The organism is Halobacillus sp. ABR2_026, from assembly GCF_056158545.1.
This window is the reverse complement of sequence record NZ_JBSWTM010000001.1, coordinates 33,362-53,044: the sequence shown is the minus strand read 5'-3', so window position 1 is coordinate 53,044 and position 19,683 is coordinate 33,362. Positions and strand designations below refer to the sequence as shown.

Here is a 19,683-nt window from a genome sequence, read left to right as displayed (position 1 = left end):
ATAACAAAAACTGCCAGCAAAGGCACTGGCAGCATCTAACTATCGTTTAGTATAAAAAAGTCCCATGACCGTGTCAATATTGAAAGCCAAAGGCGGCATGTATTTTCCACGAAAAGGTATTCGCCCCTTTGCACAGGATTCTTTTAGACAGGATATTAAACTCTTCCCCACTCCCTCATACTCCTCACTTCTTCGGAAGGAAGTAGCCCTAGAACTTCTCCTGCTTTCTGTTGTAAATGAGGAAGATAAGCATGTGGGTCCACATCAGCTAATGGCACCATTACAAAAGCCCGTTCATGCATATGAGGGTGGGGGATCGTTAGCGTTTCCTCTTCCATCATCACTTGATTGTAAAGGAGGATATCAAGATCAATCGTACGCGGTCCCCACTTTATCACTCTTTTTCTGCCCAGTTCCTGCTCAATTTTCTGGCAATACTCTAACAATCGGAAGGGAGAGAAAGTCGTGTCCACCTGCACAGCCATATTCAAGAAGTCATTTTGCTCGGTATATCCGACAGGGGCTGTCTCATATACCGCAGACTTCTTCAGGAGTTGGATCTGCTCGTGTTCTTCCAACAGAGATAGAGAGTCCTCCAAAAAAGTTTCCCGCGGGGATATGTTTGAACCTAGTGCTATATACGCCGTGTTCATGCGTGCGGTCTCCGGTAGATTTCAATGGCAACGGACTTATAGTGCCCGGGAATTGGAGGATCAGGTTTATAAACTTTCACCAGGACACCCTCTAATCGAGGAAATTCAGCGAATAGTCCATTTGCAATTTTTTCGGCCACTGTTTCTACCAGCTTATGATGCTCTCCTTCTACGATGCTTTTTGTCACTTCATATATAGCACCGTAATCGATGGATTTCATCATATCATCAGATTCAGCCGCAGGCTTAAGATCCAATTCCAGTTCAAGATCTACATAAAAACGCTGGCCTAGTTTATTCTCTTCAGGAAAGAGCCCGTGATACCCCCAGAACTCCATTTGGTTCACATAGATTTTATCCAATTTATTCACCCTTTCCAATCATTACATCCATCATTCTCGTCATTCGGGCGATTGGTTGTACATCATGCACCCTAACTATTTGTACGCCCTGGGATACCCCATAACAAACAGTAGCTCCGGTTCCTTCCATCCGTTCCCCTTTGGGTAGATCCAGGGCAGTCCCTATAAAAGACTTCCTGGAAGTGCCGAGTAGGACGGGGTAGCCGAGTTCCTGCAGATCACTAAGGTTTCGCATCACTTCTAAGTTTTGAGCTTGCGTTTTCGCAAAGCCAATGCCAGGGTCGAGGATGATGTTATGATCGTTCACACCAGCATCTACTGCCGCCTTTATCCGTTGCTTCAGATCTTTTTTCAAATCATTCATCAAGGACAAGTAATCACTGTCCGCCCGGTTATGAGTTAAAACGATCGGGACGTCATGCGCAGCTGCCACTTCTAAAATCCCGGGGTCTTTCCACCCGCCCCATACATCATTGATAATGGAGGCTCCTTCCTGAATGGCCTTCTCAGCTACTCCTGATTTATACGTGTCGATGGAGATCGGGACCTCAACTGCATCAGCTACAGCCTTTATGACAGGAAGGACTCGAGTGAGCTCTTCCTTCTCAGATACAGGTTCATGACCCGGACGTGTGGATTCACCCCCGATATCAATAATGTGTGCCCCCTGCTCAACCATCGTCTCCGCCTGTTTCACCGCCTGGTCGAGATCAAAGTAAAGTCCCCCATCAGAGAAAGAGTCCGGCGTAATATTAAGAATTCCCATAACAAGCGTTTGTTTCGTTAAATCATAAGTTCCTTTAGAAGTTTTCCATTCCGTAAACATGTATCTCCCTCGTTTCCAACATTCTCTTCCCCTATCTTACATCATTTCAAAATTTCTATCACATACCGCCGGTTTTTCTCCAAATAAAAGAACTGCACCCAGGAAGGGTGCAGTTCTTTCATTTTATTCTTCTTCAAATTGGTATAGAGGTGTAGATAGATAACGCTCACCATTACTCGGAATGACCGCGACTACTTTCTTACCTTTACCAAGCTTTTTAGCTACCTGTTTTGCTACATGAATCGCAGAACCGGAAGAAATTCCACCTAGTATTCCGTCCTTTCTGGCAGCTTCTCTGGCAGCTTCGAAAGAATCTTCTTTCGTTACTTGAACGACTTCATCATAAATCTCCGTATTCAGGATGCCAGGAACAAATCCTGCTCCGATTCCCTGAATTTTGTGAGGGCCAGGGTCTCCACCAGATAAGACAGGAGACTCTTCTGGTTCAATGGCGTAAATTTTAATGTCCGGGTACTTTTCCTTTAACACCTTACCGGCCCCCGTAATCGTGCCGCCCGTTCCGATCCCAGCAATAAATGCGTCCAGCTGATCTCCCATCTGCTCGACAATCTCAGGACCAGTGGTTTTTTCATGAACGAGTGGATTCGCTTCGTTATTAAATTGTTGAGGCATGAAATAACCTTTCTGCTCCTGAAGTTCAGCAGCCTTTTTAATGGCGCCTTTCATCCCTTCACTTCCTGGAGTTAGTACAAGTTCTGCTCCATAGGCACGAAGAAGATTGCGACGTTCCTGACTCATGGTATCAGGCATGACAAGAACCGCTTTGTAGCCTTTAGCAGCTGCGATCATAGCTAAACCAATTCCTGTGTTCCCGCTCGTCGGCTCTACGATTGTATCTCCTTCTTTCAAGCTGCCATCTTTTTCAGCTTCTTCGATCATGGAGAGGGCGATACGATCTTTCACGGAGCTCCCTGGATTCATATATTCCAGTTTAAGATAAATATCCGCACTGTCTTCTTCCGCACTTCCGTTCAATTTGACCAATGGCGTTTGACCGACTAATTCGCTGACGTTATTTACGATTCTCAACACACTCACTCCCAAAACCAAGTATTTTAATAGGATTTAAACCTAATGTACTGAATAAGATGATAATTGTCAAACATTTCAATCATAAGGATGATAGAGAAAAAGACGAAACGTCCGTTCCGCCTTTTTTTATCCTATCTGTCATTGACTTTATTATGAAGGAGAGTCCGTATCTTGAGATTGCAGTTCTTTAAGTTCTTCTACATTGAACTGGTAGTCTTCATTACAGAAGTGGCACTTTGCTTCTGCTCCGTGATCTTCCGTAATCATACGATCAATTTCATCATTACCAAGGCTTGAAATCGCCATTTCCACACGTTCACGTGAGCAATGACATTGGAATTTGAGCGGCATCGTATCAAGGAATCGTACGTTATCTTCTCCGAGTACCGTGTGCAGAATCTCTTCAGGTGTTTTACCATCGCGTACGAGGGAGGAAATCGCAGGCATTTCAGATAACCTTTTTTCAATCTGGCTCGTCGTCTCCTCATCCGCTCCTGGTAACATTTGGATTATAAAGCCGCCGGCAGCAAGGATGGAGTAATCCGTGTCGACAAGCACACCTGCTCCAACAGCTGAAGGCACTTGCTCAGAATTCGCAAAGTAGTAGGTGAAATCCTCACTGATCTCACCTGACACAAGAGGTACCTGGCCAGTGAAATGATCTTTCATTCCTAAATCTTTCACAATGCTCAATGTTCCTTGGGTACCTACAGCACGTGCAACGTCCAACTTCCCTTGTGCATTGGATTCAAAGTCGACATGGGGGTTTTTAATATATCCGCGGACTTCCCCTTTGGAATTAGCATCCGCAATTATGGCGCCGGCTGGACCATTGCCTTCTATTTTCACTGTAAGTTTATCTTCTCCTTTAAGCATAGCTCCCATCATCCCGCTGATGGTCAGCGTACGTCCTAGTGCTGCTGACGTCGTTGCCCAAGTATCTTGTCTGCGTCTCGCCTCTTCTACTGTTTCTGTTGACTGAACCGCATACGCTCTGACTTGTCCGTCGAAACCTAAGGCACGTACTAAATAATCTGACATGCTATTCATTCTCCTTTAAATGCTTTTTTCTCTTTGTTCCTTTGATAGATCTTATGAAGACCTTTCAACGTCAAATATGGATCTACATGATCGATCGTCCTGGATTGACCGGCAATGAGGTTTGCCAGTCCTCCAGTAGCGATGACGGTCGGGGTTTGTTCGGAGGTCTCTTTCATTCGACGCACAACTTCATCCACCTGACCTACATATCCATAGTAAACGCCTGATTGCATCGCTTCGACGGTACTTTGACCGATCACATGCTCCGGACTTTTGATTTCAATTTTAGGGAGTTTAGCCGCCTTCGCATAAAGAGCTTCCATTGAGATATTAACCCCGGGAGCTATAGCCCCTCCCAAATACTCACCTTCAGCATTAATATAACAATAAGTCGTAGCTGTGCCAAAGTCTATGATAATTAAAGGCAGTGGATACTCATCAATTGCCCCCACAGCATTCACTACTCGATCGGCTCCGATTTCACTCGGGTTCGGATATTTCATAGGCAAGCCGTGGTCTACCATTCCTTCACCGATGATCATTGGCTGCTTCTTAAAGTAATAACGTGACATCCGGTCCAGTGCAAACATGATGGGTGGTACAACTGAAGATATTATCACACCATCCATATCATCAAAGCTCAGCCCTTCATGATCAAAAAGTGACTTGATCAACATTCCGAACTCGTCTTCTGTTTTATGGCGATCGGTTTTTATTCTCCATTGATATTTCAAAGCATTATTTTCAAATACACCTAACACAGTATTGGTATTTCCCACATCAAGGACAAAATTCATACATGAAGCCTCCCGTGTCATTTCCTTCGGCTACCATCATATCACAACACCCCTGCCTTTCGCTCTTTCCTGACACAGAAAAAGCCACACCTCCCAATATAGGGTGGGGTGCGGCTTTGAAGCATAAAACTTAAGAACGGCGATCCTCTGAATCAGAAGGGCCATCTTCTTTCGTTTCTTCTGTTGTTTCTTCTGGTGTATCTGCTTCTTCTGTTTGTTCATCATCTTTGGACTGAATGGTTACACGAACATCTTCATTGTCGGATGATGTGTTGTTCTTGATTTTCGCATTGTGTTTACGTGCGATTTCTTCAAGTTCTTCATCAGTCGGAAGACGACCTTTATCAAAGAGAGAGCGGATTTGAGTTGCATCAAGTGTTTCAACATCCAACAATGTCTTCGCAATCAATTCAAGCTTATCTTTGTTTTCAGTAAGGATCGTTTTCGCACGATCATAACAATACTGAATAAAGTTCTTCACTTCCTGATCAATTTCATAAGCGATTTGGTCACTATAATTCTGTTCGTTCTGGATATCTCGTCCAAGGAAGACTTGACCGCCAGAGTTCGAACCGAATTGAAGAGGTCCAAGCTTTTCACTCATTCCATATTCAGTAACCATCTTCCGAGCAATACTTGTTGCACGTTGGAAGTCATTGTGTGCACCGGTACTTACTTCACCGAAGATGATTTCTTCGGCAACACGACCGCCGAGCAGTCCTGTGATCTTATCGAACAATTCAGGTTTCGTCATGAAGTAACGATCTTCTTTCGGAAGCATGACAGCATAACCGCCAGCCTGTCCGCGGGGAACAATCGTAACTTTATGAACCATGTCCGCATCATCAAGCACCATACCGATGACCGTGTGTCCACTTTCATGGTGGGCAACGATATCACGTTCTTTCTTAGAAATGACACGACTCTTCTTGGCAGGACCTGCGATTACGCGGTCAATCGCTTCATCGACGTCATCCATATCGACTTTCTTCTTGTCTCCACGAGCAGCTACAAGTGCTGCTTCGTTCAACAAGTTCTCCAAGTCGGCACCAGAGAAGCCTGGTGTACGGAGCGCAATCGTCTTCAAGTCAACATTCTCAGAAAGCGGTTTGTTCTTCGCATGTACAGCAAGTACTGCTTCACGGCCTTTGACATCTGGACGATCCACTGTAATTTGCCGGTCAAAACGACCAGGGCGAAGAAGCGCAGGATCAAGAATATCAGGTCTGTTGGTCGCAGCAATGATAATGATTCCTTCATTAACCCCGAAACCATCCATTTCAACGAGTAATTGGTTCAGCGTCTGTTCACGCTCATCGTGACCGCCGCCAAGACCAGCTCCACGCTGACGACCTACCGCATCAATCTCATCAATGAAGATGATTCCTGGTGCGTTCTTTTTAGCATTTTCAAATAAATCACGTACACGGGATGCACCGACACCGACAAACATTTCAACGAAATCGGAACCACTGATGGAGAAGAATGGAACGCCTGCTTCACCAGCTACCGCACGTGCCAGCAATGTTTTACCTGTACCTGGAGGTCCAACTAACAGGACACCCTTCGGAATACGAGCACCTACAGCAGAGAATTTACGAGGATCTTTAAGGAAGTCAACGACTTCTACAAGCTCCTGTTTCTCTTCATCTGCACCTGCTACATCTTTGAAGCGTACTTTCTTCTTCTCTTCAGAGTACATCTTCGCCTTACTCTTACCAAAGTTCATGACACGACTTCCGCCGCCCTGCGCCTGGTTAAGCAAGAAGAAGAACAAGATGAAGATAATGACGAACGGAATAATGGACGTTAGAAAAGTCACCCATGCACTTGGCTGCTCTTCTTGTTCAACAGTCAAATTACTCTGTTCCTGAGCTGTCTCTGTGATTTGAGATATCACTTCATCGTTCGCCGGAAGCTGAGCTACGAAAGTTTCGCCTTCTCCAGCTCCTTGTTCTGTACCAGTGACACGAATCACCCCGTTTACAGGCTGAATCGTCATCTCCTGGATTTCTCCACCATTCAATTTATTGTAGAATTCGTTCACATTATATTCTGTTTGCGGATCACCTTGACCTCGGAATAGACCGACCACGCCGATAACCACGAGGAAGATAAGTAAGTAAAATATGGTGTTACGAAAGATCCGGTTCATTGCCTACCTCCTCCCAAACGAGAAAAACTATAGTAAATACTACCATAACAAAAACGGACGACACAACTAATTACCCTTGACATAAACACTTTCAAACGTAGACCTGCCAGTTGATTTTCAGCCTCCATAAACTTCAGGCTTCAACACTCCCACATAAGGAAGGTTACGGTATTTCTCGTCATAATCCAAACCGTATCCAACCACAAACTCATCAGGAACTTCAAATCCGACGGTATCCGCTTTGATATCCGCACTGCGACCTGTCGGCTTATCGAGTAATGTTACGATTTTGATCGACTTCGCTTTACGGTATTTGAACAAATCGACAAGATAGGCAAGTGTTCGACCACTGTCGATAATGTCTTCAATAATCAAAATGTCTCGACCTTCCACTTTCGTGTCCAGGTCTTTAACAATTTTGACTTCTCCCGAAGATTCCATACCTCCGTGATAGCTTGAAACATCCATGAAATCCATCTCCAGGTGTGTTTCCATGCGTTTCAGAAGATCGTTCATGAATGGAAGAGCTCCTTTCAACACCCCGATCGCCAAAGGGAAACGATCGTGATATTCGTTGGCTAACTCTGCTCCCAGCTCTTTACACTTCGCCTGGATTTCTTCTTCGGAAATCAGGACCTTTTCAATTTCGTTATGCATGATTGCTCCTCCTACGTGTCTGCTTTGTCATTATAATGTAACCGAAGCCATGTACCTGATGAAAGGTCCTTACGTTCCCCGCCTTTTTTCAAACCTACGACCCAGAGGATTTCTCCTGACTGATCCGTAACGATTGGCCATGTGTTTCGCAGAGCTGCAGGGATTTTTTGATCGATAAAAATATCTTTTACTTTTTTCGACCCGTTCATCCCCGTGGGACGCATCCGATCCCCATTCTGTCTCGTACGAACGACTAGAGGGAGCTCTACGTGATGGGAATCACATATATACGTATAACGGTCCGCTTTATGTTCTCCACGAACCCAATCCGCACGAATTTCCGATCCATCCGGAAGTTGAAGAACCTCCCCGGCATCCAGGATATAGGTATATCTTTTAAGCTCTTCTTCCTTCGCAAAGGAAAAGGTGACCTCATCGTAGGCACGGATGATCTTCAATCCTCCCGGAAAGTCGAGAGAAACATTCGGTTTTTCATCATTCAACAGGTTCATGAACATTTCTTCATGCAAGTAAGAAATGTCTTCGTTTTGCTTCACATACAGATAGTTCAATATTAGATGAAAGGCAGTCCTTTGTAAAGCAAGCGGGAATGTTTTGAAAGTTCGTTTTGAAAATTGTACGAATTTCTCAACATTTGAGGAAAAATGGACAGTTTCCAATACTTTCTGAGCCTGCTCATTTATGTATGCTCTTTCCTCTCTCACTCTTTCGCTCCATCCTTGCAAATGCTTATGAAATTGAGGGTTACTCTCTTTCATGTAAGGCAATATGTACTGCCGGACGGCATTGCGCGTATATGCGGTGTCCTTATTGGATGGATCCATCCTTACTTCCAATGACTGCTGCTCAAGGTAAGCAGCGATTTGGCTTTTCGAAACGATAAGAAATGGACGAATGATTTTGCCACAAGCAAAAGGGCGTACAGCTGGTATTCCCTGAACAGATGCAGGGCGAGCATTACGCATGAGCTGCATCACTATTGTTTCCGCCTGATCGTCTCCATGGTGTCCCATCGCGAGAGCATCCGCTTCGTAGTGGTCCATCATCTTTTCAAAAAAAGCATACCTCAACTCTCTTGCGGCTTCCTGTGTACCCTTCTGATGTTCTCGTTTGTAAGAGGGTACATCTAAGGAAGTTCCAACAAATTCAACTCCCCATTCACGACAAACCCTCTCGACAAAATGAAGGTCTGCTTCGGATTCTCTGCCCCGTAGTTGATGGTCGACAGAAAGAGCGATGATTCGAAGGGATAACCTTTCTTTCATCCGGGATAACAGATGCAGTAAAGCGACCGAATCCGGTCCGCCCGATACAGCGACCAATACTGTCTGATACGGATCGATCATCCGGTGTTTGGAGATGAATGTATGGACAGCATGATGCATCAGGTGTTTCCCCCTTGTTTCTGTCAGAATCTCTCTCTATCGTATCACTATTCCCAATCACTTCAAAAGATAAGGTACTTATTTCTACATTTTCATATCAAAGAAGCTTATGCAATGAAAAGCTTAAAAAAAGAAGCTTACAATCGACACCGTGAAAAATATTCCTGAAGCTACCGTAAATAAAGTAAGTTCCGCATTTTCTGTTTTATTATGACGTCTTCGAGTAAGGCGGTGGGGTGGTGAGGGATTCTTCCGCTTCAAAAGAATAGCAGATAGACCGGCTTTCATGTCCGCTGCACTACGTATGTTTCCCTTCCAGCATTGTTGGATGACACGTCGGTAGGGTTTCAGGGCTTGAGATGAATTCAATTTATTTTCCAACGTCTTTTGAGGATGACTCCCTTTGAAAAACTTCTTGTCCTGGCCCATTTCCACCATGATCATCGTAACAGCAAAAAGGTCATAAGAAGGGTCCGCTCTCCTGGAGCCCATATTCCAATAGCCGCGATCGTAAAATTCTGTGTATTCTTTAATCGCTCTCCCAACAGGCGTGACCCCTCCCACATCAATCCAGCGCACCTTGGATTCAGAAATCAATAAATTCTCCGTCTTCAAATCTCCAAAAACAAATCCCGCTTCATGAAGATTTTCTAGATCCGTCAGTAGCTGGACAGCCAATAAACCAATCCAGTCCTTAGATTTCCCTTTTAAGAATTGAGCGAAAGGTACGCCGTCAACATATTCCATCACGTAAAAAGGATAGGTTTTCCCTGAACGGTCCACCCAGTCATCAACGTCAACAAAAGAAGGCCCAAGTTTCACCCCTTGGACCTTACTGAACTTTTTGAGCATATTCACTTCCAACATCATTCTGGAACTGTCTTCTCCCAATTTGAGGGCACACGTATCCCCTTGATGGGAACGACATAAAAAAACAGTTCCACAGGCACCCGCACCTATTTTTCTGATGATGGTATAAACACAACCGCTCCATTTACCGGTTACTCGACTTCCAGGGGATAAGTCAAAAACCTGTTTCTTCATATGGATCTTCCTCGTTTCTCCATTGGTCCAGAAGGGGTTTACCTGCGAACGCATAAAGCGCTTCTTTCAAAGCAGGACCCGTCGGTGTATACCCTCCACTGTTCAACTTCGAGAAGATGCCATGTATTTCGCCCAGTTCAGGTGTCCATTCCACCATTTTTTTAATAATCTTCTTAGGATCAGGAAAAGCATAGACGCTGAATCGGTTCGTTCCTGTTCTCGCATTCAAACTGAGAGACAAATCGAATAGCGCCTCCTTCACCGTAGGAAGCTTGTGATGCATACTTGCACTTGTATCTACAAGGACCAGCACCTCAAGATCGCAGGACTCTCCGAGTTCATCCACCACCTCCACTACTTCTCCCCGCTGCTCCGGAGGAAGTTCTTCAATGGTCTGTTTTTTTCCGAGTATTTCTTGTAATTCTTTATTTACAACCCCTTGAATCGTCTGGGTCATGGCCTGTCTCGTCACCATTTGCACGGTTTGGGACAAACTTTTCTGATATACAATTTGACTGACGCCTCCACCTGCCTCAGCAATCGATTCTACTTCTTCAAGCCCTTGTGGCTTGCCGCTTTGCCGATCGTCAAGAACGCCAATCACATTGACCGTTATCCCCTGGTTTCTCGCAAGCGCTGCGACAACGACAGGGTCTTCTCCATGGTTCGAGCATCCATCCGTCAATAAAAGAATCTGCTTTAGTCGGCCTGGTTTCATTGTACATATCCCTCCTGATTCGTTGCTTCCATCATCGCCGAAAAGGAGGAATTCTATACTACATTCAGGCCTCTTTTTTCACGGAAGGAATGGAGGTCCACTCCGGCATATAATGATCAATCCGCGCCACGATAATCGTCATATCATCAACAATCGTGCCCGATTGAGTCCGTATCACCTCTTCCAATAAAAGATCGGCCATCACCTGCGGATCATCCTCAGAAATTTCCCTGATTTTCCGCTTGAGCCACATATCCACGTTGCCGATCTGTTTCGGACCTTCCAAAATGCCATCACTCATCATGATCAGGAAGTCGCCCGCCTTCAATTGCTCACTCCTCATATCAACATCCACATCCGGGATAATACCCATCGGGAGGTTACCGGCCTCAATCGTGAAAATTTTATCTCCCCGTTTTATATAGCTCGGCGTGCTGCCGACCTTAATGAACTTGGAAGTAGCCTGATGCAGATCAATCACAGCTAAGTCCAACGTTGAAAAGATTTCATCATTCGTTCTTAACGATAATATGGAATTGATGGACTGAATCGCTACAGACTCCTGGATCCCCGACTGAAGAATCTGTTTTAACAGCCTCAACGTTTCCATACTTTCCTCATGAGCACGTTCCCCGTTACCCATCCCATCACTAATGGCTAATGCATATTTCCCCCTTCCCAGTTCCATCATCGTAAAGCTGTCTCCTGAAACGAATCCGCCCCCCTTAGCTGCATGCGCAACTCCGGACTCGATGGAATAGTGTTTGGCAGAACCAAATGATAAATAGCACCGTCCATTCGGATACGGAGATATCTCCTCCATCGTGACAACGATCGTCTCTCCTAAAATATCCGATAACACCGGTGCAATAATTTTCGCTCCTTCCCCTCGGTAATTATCAATCTCCACTATCAATTCCAAGTCCATGTTCCCTGCATCCAAGGAGTAAATTTCTAATTTTTGAATAACCATCCCCATCCGTTCCAGGGCATGGTAGATGACCTGTTCCTTGTGCTCGTGGTGCTCACGTTCTTTCACAATTTCGTTAGCAAAATTATTCATGACATCAGAAACGCCCTGAAGCTGTTCCGCTACAAACCTCCTGCTCTCCAGAACTTGACGCTTCAACTCTTTATTAGCATGATAAAAAGATAATTCATGGTTCATCGTATCAATTAACTTTTGCGGTTTGACGCAATGCTGATCCACATTCTTTCTCATGACACGGCTCGGTTCTCCTCTTTCATCCAATTCATGCATAAGATCCGTCATTAAGTTATGGGTGTCATCAAACTGATTGACCCAACATTTTTCCTTCTTAAAACATGATTGGCAGGTTTTTTCCGTGACATGACTTAAAAAATAATCCACTTCCTCCGCTTCGCCACTATCCTCCTTTGGAGACTCTAAATGAGTGAAACTTTTCGATAAAGCCTGAAAAACGTCCGAAAACTTCCCGACCCTTACGGCCGTGACGTCCCGCACTTTTTGTAAGTATTTTTGCTGTTCCGAGTGATGTTCATCCGTTCCCGGAACATATCTTGATAACTGCTTCACCCAAGAGTTGGGAGTCAGTATAAATAAAGCCACCGCCCAGGCTGATGCCCACAACGAATCTGGCAGGCCGGCTCCATTATTTACGTAGAACCCGATCAGTAAGGTCCCGACGATGAGTCCAGCGCTCACCCCGGCTTTTTTCCCTTCTTTTAACAAGCCCCCTAATAAGCCTGAGAAAGCGAGCAGGCTCATTTGATAAATATGGTCCATATTGGATAAACTTAGCACCAGTCCTGTAACGACACCGACTGTAGATCCGATCGCAGCCCCCGCCGTATAGGCCATCAATATAACGAGATAGCGGGCAAATATATCGACGACAGCGACCCCTTGGACCTGCCAGCCGATCATTCCTGTCAAAACAGAAGCAAGTAGTATAATCAAACAGACAATCTCTTCATTTGTTAATGAAGGTTGATATCTTTGAGGTGTTAAAAGCGGAATGCTCTGCATAAAGATGAGTACTAGGATAAAAGCCAGTACACCTTCCGCCACCATTAAAGTAAGTTCATAAAGCTGCCAGCGATCCAGCAAAGCAAGACTCACCGTTCTCGGAATCAAGCTTGCGAGTAACGCGACCATTGGCAGCCATTTCTGGGGGTGACTTGTTTTGCGCAATCCCAGACTTAAGAGCAAAAAAGTCATCGACGCCCCTACAATAAAACCCGCATGACCGTAGCTGTATGTAGAAGCCCCGGCAGCCATCATTATCGTAACGGGTATCACAAGCGGACGCTTTAGCCACCAGATCACCGCAACGAACGCTACTCCAAAAGGGGCCATTGATGATAATATGATCGCTCGTCCAAGTAACAGGGCCAGCACCATGTGAAAGACCCCTTTGTTTGCCATGAAGGAAAAAGTACCGAATGAAGCCTTTTGTAACCCTTTCACAATTCCAGATCCTCGGACGGCGGATTGACGACTTTCTCGCTTTGATACAGTACCTAACATTTTTATCACTCCTTCTTTGTGAAACCTATTAAACCACACCCAGAAGAAGCATTTTGTCAAAACAACAGGAGAGCAGAAACAAAAACTTCGATAGTTTCCACAAGAAGAAAGGTCGTTTCTACAAATTATCCCTGACCAGCACCCCCTTCCTCCTAAATATCTGCCTCATTCCCTAGCGAAATAGACAGAGTTATCTGATATTTTTATTTCTTGTTGACACTTTATTTATCATAGTGTAATATATTTTTTGTTGCTTCAGAGAAAGCAATCAACTAAATGGCGGTGTAGCTCAGCTGGCTAGAGCGTACGGTTCATACCCGTGAGGTCGGGGGTTCGATCCCCTCCGCCGCTACCATTATTTTTCTCGTACATACCGGCCCGTTGGTCAAGTGGTTAAGACACCGCCCTTTCACGGCGGTAACACGGGTTCGAATCCCGTACGGGTCATCAGAAACATTCTTGTCCTAAAAAAGTCGCGTCTCTAATAAAGAGACGCGACTTTTTTCTTTATTTTACATATTATACTTATTAAACAATATGGCAGGATTGTTGAAGACTTGATTTCGAGACTTCTGTGTTGTGGATAGGGGCTGCGGGGAATGACTCGCTTTCCGCGGGAGCGCGGTGAGCCTCCTCAGGCTAACGCCTTGCGGGGTCTCACCAAGCACTCTCTTCCCGCAGGAGTCTCGCCATTCCCCTCCGCCCCTTTGCCATGGCAGATTCTCTAAATCACTACTGGAACAATCAGCTTGAATGACTGAGGAAAGTAGATGATATAACCTCTCCACAGCAGGCATTCAGATTTTATAAGCTTGATACAGAGCACTTTATGCCTGCCTTAATATGGGGAAGAGGGAACAATTCCTCTAGGTATAGGGGTCGTTTCTCCTTACTATGAAAGGGGTGGTTGGGAAGCTGCGAGACTCCCGCGGGAATGGATGGGCTGGCGAGACCCCACAGGACGAAGTCCGAGGAGGCTTGCCGCCATCCCCGCAGGAAAGCGAGTGGCTTCCCAACCACCCCTAACGCTCAACCAGGCAATGAACCCCCGGAACATCTCGAAGCTGAGTCTTCCACAAACGGGAGCTTTAGCGGAAGAAATGAGTGCATACAAAAAAGCAGATCCGTAATGGATCTGCTTTTTATTTATGAAGACGTGCACCTTTTACTCATTGTCCTAGACAGCAAGCTATCCTCTTTTAGCACCTCGACCTCCACGTTTGGATTCCGTGTGCTTCTTCAGTGATGCCAGACGTTCGTCACTATCCTTTATAAAACGGTTCATCTTTTGTTCAAATGACTCAGCCGGTTTACGAGGTTTTTGTGGGCGACGCCCGTAGTTCTCTTTTGCTTTCTTAATGGAAAGACCAATCTTTCCATCATCTCCGACATTAATGACCTTCACGTCCACCTGGTCGCCCTGGCTTAAGTGCTCATTAATATCTTTTACATAGTTGTCGGCAACTTCACTAATGTGAACGAGACCCGTCTTTCCATCTGGAAGCTCAACGAACGCTCCGAAATTAGTGATTCCTGTTACCTTACCCTGCAGCTTGCTGCCTACTTCAATTGACATAAAAAAAATGCTCCTCCTTAAGTTTTCGATAAAAAGTATCTTCTTATATATTATATATAAGCTTTGAAAAGAGTGTCAATAAGACGGGTCCTCATTAGGCATTTTAAAGATAATTTCTCCTTCTTTCGAGAAGAAATAGTTCGTCCTTGCAATCTGCAGTACGTACTCTTCATCCTTAAGAAGCTCGATTTCCTGTTCCAAACCTTTTTCCTCTTTTTCCAAAGCGGTCATCTCCTGTTGCAACTGTTCATACTTTTCCTGCTTATCTGCATACAAGGAGTGTTGTTTCATAGAATAAAACACCATGGAGCCAGCAACAATCGACACTAACAGGGCAAACATAACGAGACGGCGGACTAAGCGCTTTTTCTTGCGTTGGTGTCTGTCCATATAGGCATCGTAGTGCTGCATGTATGTAGAATCCAGGCGTGCCACAGACTCCGTTTGTCTCTTTGCCATGAAAGTAGGCCTCCTTTACTTCTTAATTCGTTTCATCCAATTGTTCATTGTATTCTTTATTTTATCCAAAAACCCTGCTAAATCACTTAAGTATTTTTTCATGTTTTTCGGCAGGAGTCGCCAAATGATTCGAAAAACCAGGCGAATTGGATAAAATACGACAAGAAACAATATAATGATACCCTTTAAAAGTATCTTATAAACGCCAAGAAGTAAAGAAATAATAAGGAAAATGATGGATTTCGAGGGGAGAAAAATTAAATAATAGATCGTCTTCTTCAAAAAACGCAGGACAGACATCATAATCCGGATCCACATTTCAAGCGTTTTTAAGTAAAGGTTCTGAAACAATGCACGATAAGCAGCGTAACCGCAAACAACGGCAACAAAAACATAGGCCCTCAACTCGCCATAATTAGCCAGATACAATAAATAAAAGAGAAAAGCAGCTTGAAATAGCCAAAAGAACAGCTGATAAACAATTTCAAGCCAGTTTTTTTTCCGCCTGCCAAAAAATCTCTCGAAGGTGTCCATAGAAGCTCCGACGAACATCCCTCCGCCAATCATGGCAAGGATGGTGACGAACTGGGTAGTGAGGGTCATTTGAACAGCTTGCTAAACAAACCTTTAGCTTTCTCCCCTTGTTGCTCGTCCAAGTAGGTCATTTCATACATCTTCCCTTTGATCGATACCACTCCGGAATCAAGATCCAGGTTTTTCATTTGGAGATTCTGGCCACGGATCACAAGATAACCCATCGAAGTTTGGAGAAGAAATTCTTCGCTGTCGAAGCTGTCGACCTCTTTCACCCCGGAAATCTCTATATTTCTTCTATTCCATACTTTCACATTATGTTCGGCCGGTTGCTGACTGCGTATGCCCTGATTTTTCTCATAACCTTCCATTTCTTCACAGCCCCCTTCTCTAGTACAAGCTATGAGAAAACCGAGAAGATTAGAACTTTAGAATAATGCTGTGCCTTCCTCGTTACAAGGTTTGTGAAAGATGACGGGAAATGACTCGCTTAAAAAATCATGATTTACAGAACGAATGAAGAAGAACCACTGCCCCATTGGCAGTGGTTCTCATTACGACTGATTTACAGGTTCTTCTTTTTTGATTTCATATAAGGAAGCCGCTTCATTCTTCGTGACGTTCTCTTTCAATGATTTCACTTCTATGGTCAAAACTTTCTGTCCGAACTGAATCGTCAGTTCATCCCCGACGGCCACGTTGCTTGCCGCTTTACTCTGTGCTCCATTGATGCTGATACGTCCCTGGTCAGCTACTTCTTTAGCTAACGTACGTCTTTTGATCAAACGGGAGATTTTCAGAAACTTATCCAAACGCATAGTTCATTCCGCTCCTTTAAGTTTTGCTTTCGCTTTTATCCATAATTCCTCTAATGAATCTAAATCATAATCCTTTAGTTGACGGCCTTCTGCCTCCGCTTCTTTTTCCATGGAAGATAGGCGCATCCTGAATTTCCGGTTTGTCCGCTGAAGGGCATTTTCACTGTTGATGTTAAAATGCCTGGAGAGGTTCGCCATCGCAAACAACCAGTCTCCGAATTCTTTTTCCATTTCTTCGCGGTTGCCGGAAGTGCGTGCTTCTTTGAACTCCTGCCATTCTTCTTCCACTTTATCAATGACCGGGGCTGCGGTGTCCCAATCAAAGCCTACTTTCGCAGCTTTTTTCTGCAACTCTTCAGCCTGAAGAAGTGCTGGGAAACTTTCAGGGACGGAATCAAGGAAGGAAGACGGCTTCGCCCCCTTTTCCTCCGCTTTGATGGCTTCCCAGTTCGAGAGGACTTCCTCTGAAGACCCTACCTTCGTCTCTCCAAAAACATGAGGGTGCCTGCGGATCATTTTTTCCGTTACCGATACTATTACGTCATCAATTGTGAAATATCCTTCATCTTCTCCGATTTGGCTGTGGAGCATGACCTGAAGCAGGACGTCTCCGAGCTCCTCTACCATATGATCATCGTCCATACGGTTAACCGCATCAATGAATTCATACGCTTCCTCGATCATGTACTTTCTCAAGGATTCATGTGTCTGCTTACGGTCCCATGGACAGCCTTCCGGGCTTCTCAATATTTTGATTACTTCTCTGAGACGGAAGAACTGATGATTAAGAGCTTCTTTTTTGACCGGTGGAACATAAACACTCGTTAAGTTATTCACTTCCACCGAGCGATCCAACTCTTCCAGGGGAACAGTCCTTACTTCTTCCCGGTCACTCCCGGCAGCCGTAACGATCGTAACCGGGTAATCGGCCGGTAGATCCTCAAGCAGTGTCAATTTCACTTCTGAAGCGATTAAAGAGTCATAGACCTGACATAAGATCAGGTGGTTTAAATACAGAAGCTCCTCCCGTTTCAAGTGTGTAGCGTCTGCGAATTGAAACCCTTCGATCGGGTCGATTTCCAATGCTGTAAATGTAGCATCCAGGAAGCTTTGTCCCCCTTTCACATCAAGGTCGACGTTTCCCTTATCTCTTTCCTGGATTAACAGCTGGACCGTCCGCTCAGCAAGCATGGGGTGTCCAGGGACAACGTAGTAGACATCCTTTTCTTCGGATAAATCAAGCAGACGGGTGACGATTTCTTGATAAACTTCTCCGAATTGCTCATGAGATTCATAAATCATATCAAAGCTTTCAAACATCACTCCCTCTTTCACAAGTTCCTCGATAACTGGATGATCTAACGTTCTTGCATAAAGGGAGGTTTGTTGATTTGTCAGTTCGCGATAGACACCGAGTGGGAGCTGGTTCATATCGGCAGCCCCGAGTCCGATGATTGTTATGGTGTTCATTGATTCATTCCTTTCGGCAAAAGTTTCCTTACGACCTTATGAAAAGGCAGACGATTCAATTCTTCGTCCGTGAAGCTTCCTGCTCTAAGAAGAATAACTGCATAAATGAAGGCCCCACAGCCCGTGAGGATCAAAGTATAGATAAAGACCGGAAGCCTCCCGTCCAGATCGAAAATGGAGGAGGCAAGCATTTGGACAATCCATAGACCGAGCATCATTCCAAGAATCGAAAATAGAATCCCTTTCCAGGGAAGCATTCCCCATTTCCTCCAAGGAACCTCTTTCCTTAAGATTACGATATTTCCAATCAAAACAAAAGTCACAGCCATCACAGATGCCCCTGCAGCACCGTGCAGGTCAAAGACCGGAATCAGAATCGCATTCCCGATCCATTTCACGACGATCCCTCCGGCAATCGTCAAGGCCGTCTGTTTCATATACCCCAGCCCCTGCAGGATTGATGACAGTGTAATGGATAAAGAACTTCCGATGATGACTAGCATTAACACCCTCAGTTCACCACTTCCGCTCTCATCTTGAAAGAAAGAGAAGTTGATAGATGGAAATAAGAAGATCAACCCCGCGGTTGCACCAGCAGAGAGGATCAGTGTCATTTTCACCGCCCGCTCAATGGATGTCTTTACTTTTTGCGGAGAAGCCTTCATCTTCATTCTTGTCACCGAAGGGAGAAGGGCAAGAGCCAAAGAAGATGCGAGGACCGTTCCAAGCTGTATGAGCGGCTGGCCACGATCAAATACACCTTTCCATACCCGGGCGTCTTCAAGTGCGATCCCGGCTTGTTGAAGTAAAGGAACCAATGTGAAAGCATCGACGAGCTGAAGTGATAGCAGCAGCATATAGTTCAAACAAATCAGCGTTCCATGAAGAAAAATGGTCTGTTTATAGGACCGTTTGGTTTCCCAACGCTTCCACGTCCACATGCTCTGTCTTTTCATCAGCCAATAGAACAACCATATAAAAGCAGCAGCGGACCCTGTCATCGATCCGATGGATGCTCCAATTCCAATACTATAGATGTCGGCCCCCTTCAGGATTAAAATGGCGGAACTGATGATCACCCCTACTCTGACCACTTGTTCCACAATCTGGGATACAGCCGTAGGAGCCATGTCGTTCTGTCCTTGAAACACGCCACGAAGGACGGAAACAAAGGGGACAAACAAAAATGCTGAAAAGGCCGTTTGAAGAGAAGGTGCTAATTGTTCATCTCCCATGGTGGAAGCAATCCATGGAGAAAATAGGAAGCCTGTTACAAAGATAACCCCGGACGAAAGCATGACCCAAAAGAACACGGGCAGGAAAAAGGATGGGACAGACAGAGAAGCGTCCTCTTCTCCAATGTCTGAAACGATTTTAGAAATGGCTGCAGGAAAACCGTACAGCGCTAAGATCAATGCAATCCCAAGGATGGGATAGACTTGCTGGTAGATGTAGAAACCGAGATCTCCGGTCATATTTTGCAGCGGAACTCGATATCCCGCGCTGATGACCTTGCTGATCAACCCGGATAATGTTAATAAAAATGCTCCTTTCAGAACAGAGCGTGAACGTAGTTTGGCCATAACGGACCCTTTCTAATTT

19 protein-coding genes and 2 tRNA genes are annotated in these 19,683 nt (G+C 45.0%); 2 read left to right on the top strand and 19 right to left on the bottom strand.

Translation table 11 applies throughout. From position 1 onward, the window contains the following. Positions 1-155: 155 nt before the first annotated feature. From folK to spoIIE, 12 genes are all read right to left on the bottom strand, one after another. Positions 156-653: a 2-amino-4-hydroxy-6-hydroxymethyldihydropteridine diphosphokinase gene (folK, locus tag ACXADE_RS00270; RefSeq protein WP_474978570.1), complete on the bottom strand. Its 498-nt coding sequence runs from the start codon at positions 651-653 to the stop codon at positions 156-158. Beyond that, a complete protein-coding gene (folB, locus tag ACXADE_RS00265; protein ID WP_474978569.1) occupies positions 650-1,015 on the bottom strand; it encodes a dihydroneopterin aldolase in 366 nt (121 codons plus the stop codon). The genes folK and folB overlap by 4 nt, the downstream gene beginning before the upstream one ends. Before the next feature lies 1 nt (position 1,016). Continuing rightward, the gene (gene folP, locus ACXADE_RS00260) at positions 1,017-1,841 is read right to left on the bottom strand and encodes a dihydropteroate synthase (protein WP_474978568.1); all 825 of its coding nucleotides are present in this window, start codon (positions 1,839-1,841) and stop codon (positions 1,017-1,019) included. A 123-nt stretch (positions 1,842-1,964) separates the two neighbouring features. Next, entirely contained in the window at positions 1,965-2,891 is a 927-nt protein-coding gene (gene cysK, locus ACXADE_RS00255; protein ID WP_474978567.1) for a cysteine synthase A, read from the bottom strand. A gap of 153 nt (positions 2,892-3,044) precedes the next feature. Continuing rightward, entirely contained in the window at positions 3,045-3,935 is an 891-nt protein-coding gene (gene hslO, locus ACXADE_RS00250; protein WP_474978566.1) for an Hsp33 family molecular chaperone HslO, read from the bottom strand. Between the two features lie 5 nt (positions 3,936-3,940). Further along, entirely contained in the window at positions 3,941-4,732 is a 792-nt protein-coding gene (locus ACXADE_RS00245; protein ID WP_474978565.1) for a type III pantothenate kinase, read from the bottom strand. A 130-nt stretch (positions 4,733-4,862) separates the two neighbouring features. Then, positions 4,863-6,887, bottom strand: a complete 2,025-nt coding sequence (gene ftsH, locus ACXADE_RS00240) for an ATP-dependent zinc metalloprotease FtsH (RefSeq protein WP_474978564.1) — start codon at positions 6,885-6,887, stop codon at positions 4,863-4,865. A 117-nt stretch (positions 6,888-7,004) separates the two neighbouring features. Further along, positions 7,005-7,544 carry a hypoxanthine phosphoribosyltransferase gene (hpt, locus tag ACXADE_RS00235; protein ID WP_474978563.1) on the bottom strand — a complete coding sequence of 180 codons (540 nt, stop codon included), beginning with the start codon at positions 7,542-7,544 and terminating at the stop codon, positions 7,005-7,007. 11 nt (positions 7,545-7,555) lie between these two features. Further along, a complete protein-coding gene (gene tilS / locus ACXADE_RS00230) occupies positions 7,556-8,950 on the bottom strand; it encodes a tRNA lysidine(34) synthetase TilS (RefSeq protein WP_474978562.1) in 1,395 nt (464 codons plus the stop codon). 123 nt (positions 8,951-9,073) lie between these two features. Next, the gene (locus ACXADE_RS00225) at positions 9,074-9,994 is read right to left on the bottom strand and encodes a serine/threonine protein kinase (protein ID WP_474978561.1); all 921 of its coding nucleotides are present in this window, start codon (positions 9,992-9,994) and stop codon (positions 9,074-9,076) included. Next, positions 9,975-10,712, bottom strand: coding sequence for a vWA domain-containing protein (locus ACXADE_RS00220; protein WP_474978560.1), 738 nt, complete (start codon positions 10,710-10,712; stop codon positions 9,975-9,977). The genes ACXADE_RS00225 and ACXADE_RS00220 overlap by 20 nt, the downstream gene beginning before the upstream one ends. A gap of 64 nt (positions 10,713-10,776) precedes the next feature. After that, positions 10,777-13,224, bottom strand: a complete 2,448-nt coding sequence (gene spoIIE, locus ACXADE_RS00215; protein WP_474978559.1) for a stage II sporulation protein E — start codon at positions 13,222-13,224, stop codon at positions 10,777-10,779. Between the two features lie 278 nt (positions 13,225-13,502). Between spoIIE and ACXADE_RS00210 the strand changes: the two genes are divergently transcribed. Further along, positions 13,503-13,579: transfer RNA gene (locus tag ACXADE_RS00210), tRNA-Met, on the top strand. 20 nt (positions 13,580-13,599) lie between these two features. Then, a tRNA-Glu gene (locus ACXADE_RS00205) sits at positions 13,600-13,671 on the top strand. 742 nt (positions 13,672-14,413) lie between these two features. Here ACXADE_RS00205 and ACXADE_RS00200 read toward each other — a convergent pair. The 7 genes from ACXADE_RS00200 to ACXADE_RS00170 form a co-directional block, all read right to left on the bottom strand. After that, entirely contained in the window at positions 14,414-14,800 is a 387-nt protein-coding gene (locus ACXADE_RS00200) for a S1 domain-containing RNA-binding protein (protein ID WP_089654586.1), read from the bottom strand. 75 nt (positions 14,801-14,875) lie between these two features. Then, the gene (locus tag ACXADE_RS00195) at positions 14,876-15,259 is read right to left on the bottom strand and encodes an FtsB family cell division protein (protein ID WP_474978558.1); all 384 of its coding nucleotides are present in this window, start codon (positions 15,257-15,259) and stop codon (positions 14,876-14,878) included. Between the two features lie 15 nt (positions 15,260-15,274). Beyond that, positions 15,275-15,862 carry a spore cortex biosynthesis protein YabQ gene (gene yabQ, locus ACXADE_RS00190; protein ID WP_474978557.1) on the bottom strand — a complete coding sequence of 196 codons (588 nt, stop codon included), beginning with the start codon at positions 15,860-15,862 and terminating at the stop codon, positions 15,275-15,277. Further along, entirely contained in the window at positions 15,859-16,164 is a 306-nt protein-coding gene (yabP, locus tag ACXADE_RS00185; RefSeq protein ID WP_474978556.1) for a sporulation protein YabP, read from the bottom strand. The genes yabQ and yabP overlap by 4 nt, the downstream gene beginning before the upstream one ends. 183 nt (positions 16,165-16,347) lie before the next feature. Next, on the bottom strand, positions 16,348-16,611 hold the full coding sequence (locus tag ACXADE_RS00180) for an RNA-binding S4 domain-containing protein (RefSeq protein ID WP_474978555.1): 264 nt from the start codon (positions 16,609-16,611) through the stop codon (positions 16,348-16,350). 3 nt (positions 16,612-16,614) lie between these two features. Then, a complete protein-coding gene (gene yabN, locus ACXADE_RS00175; RefSeq protein ID WP_474978554.1) occupies positions 16,615-18,081 on the bottom strand; it encodes a bifunctional methyltransferase/pyrophosphohydrolase YabN in 1,467 nt (488 codons plus the stop codon). Further along, a complete protein-coding gene (locus ACXADE_RS00170) occupies positions 18,078-19,664 on the bottom strand; it encodes a putative polysaccharide biosynthesis protein (RefSeq protein ID WP_474978553.1) in 1,587 nt (528 codons plus the stop codon). The genes yabN and ACXADE_RS00170 overlap by 4 nt, the downstream gene beginning before the upstream one ends. Between the last annotated feature and the right edge of the window lie 19 nt (positions 19,665-19,683).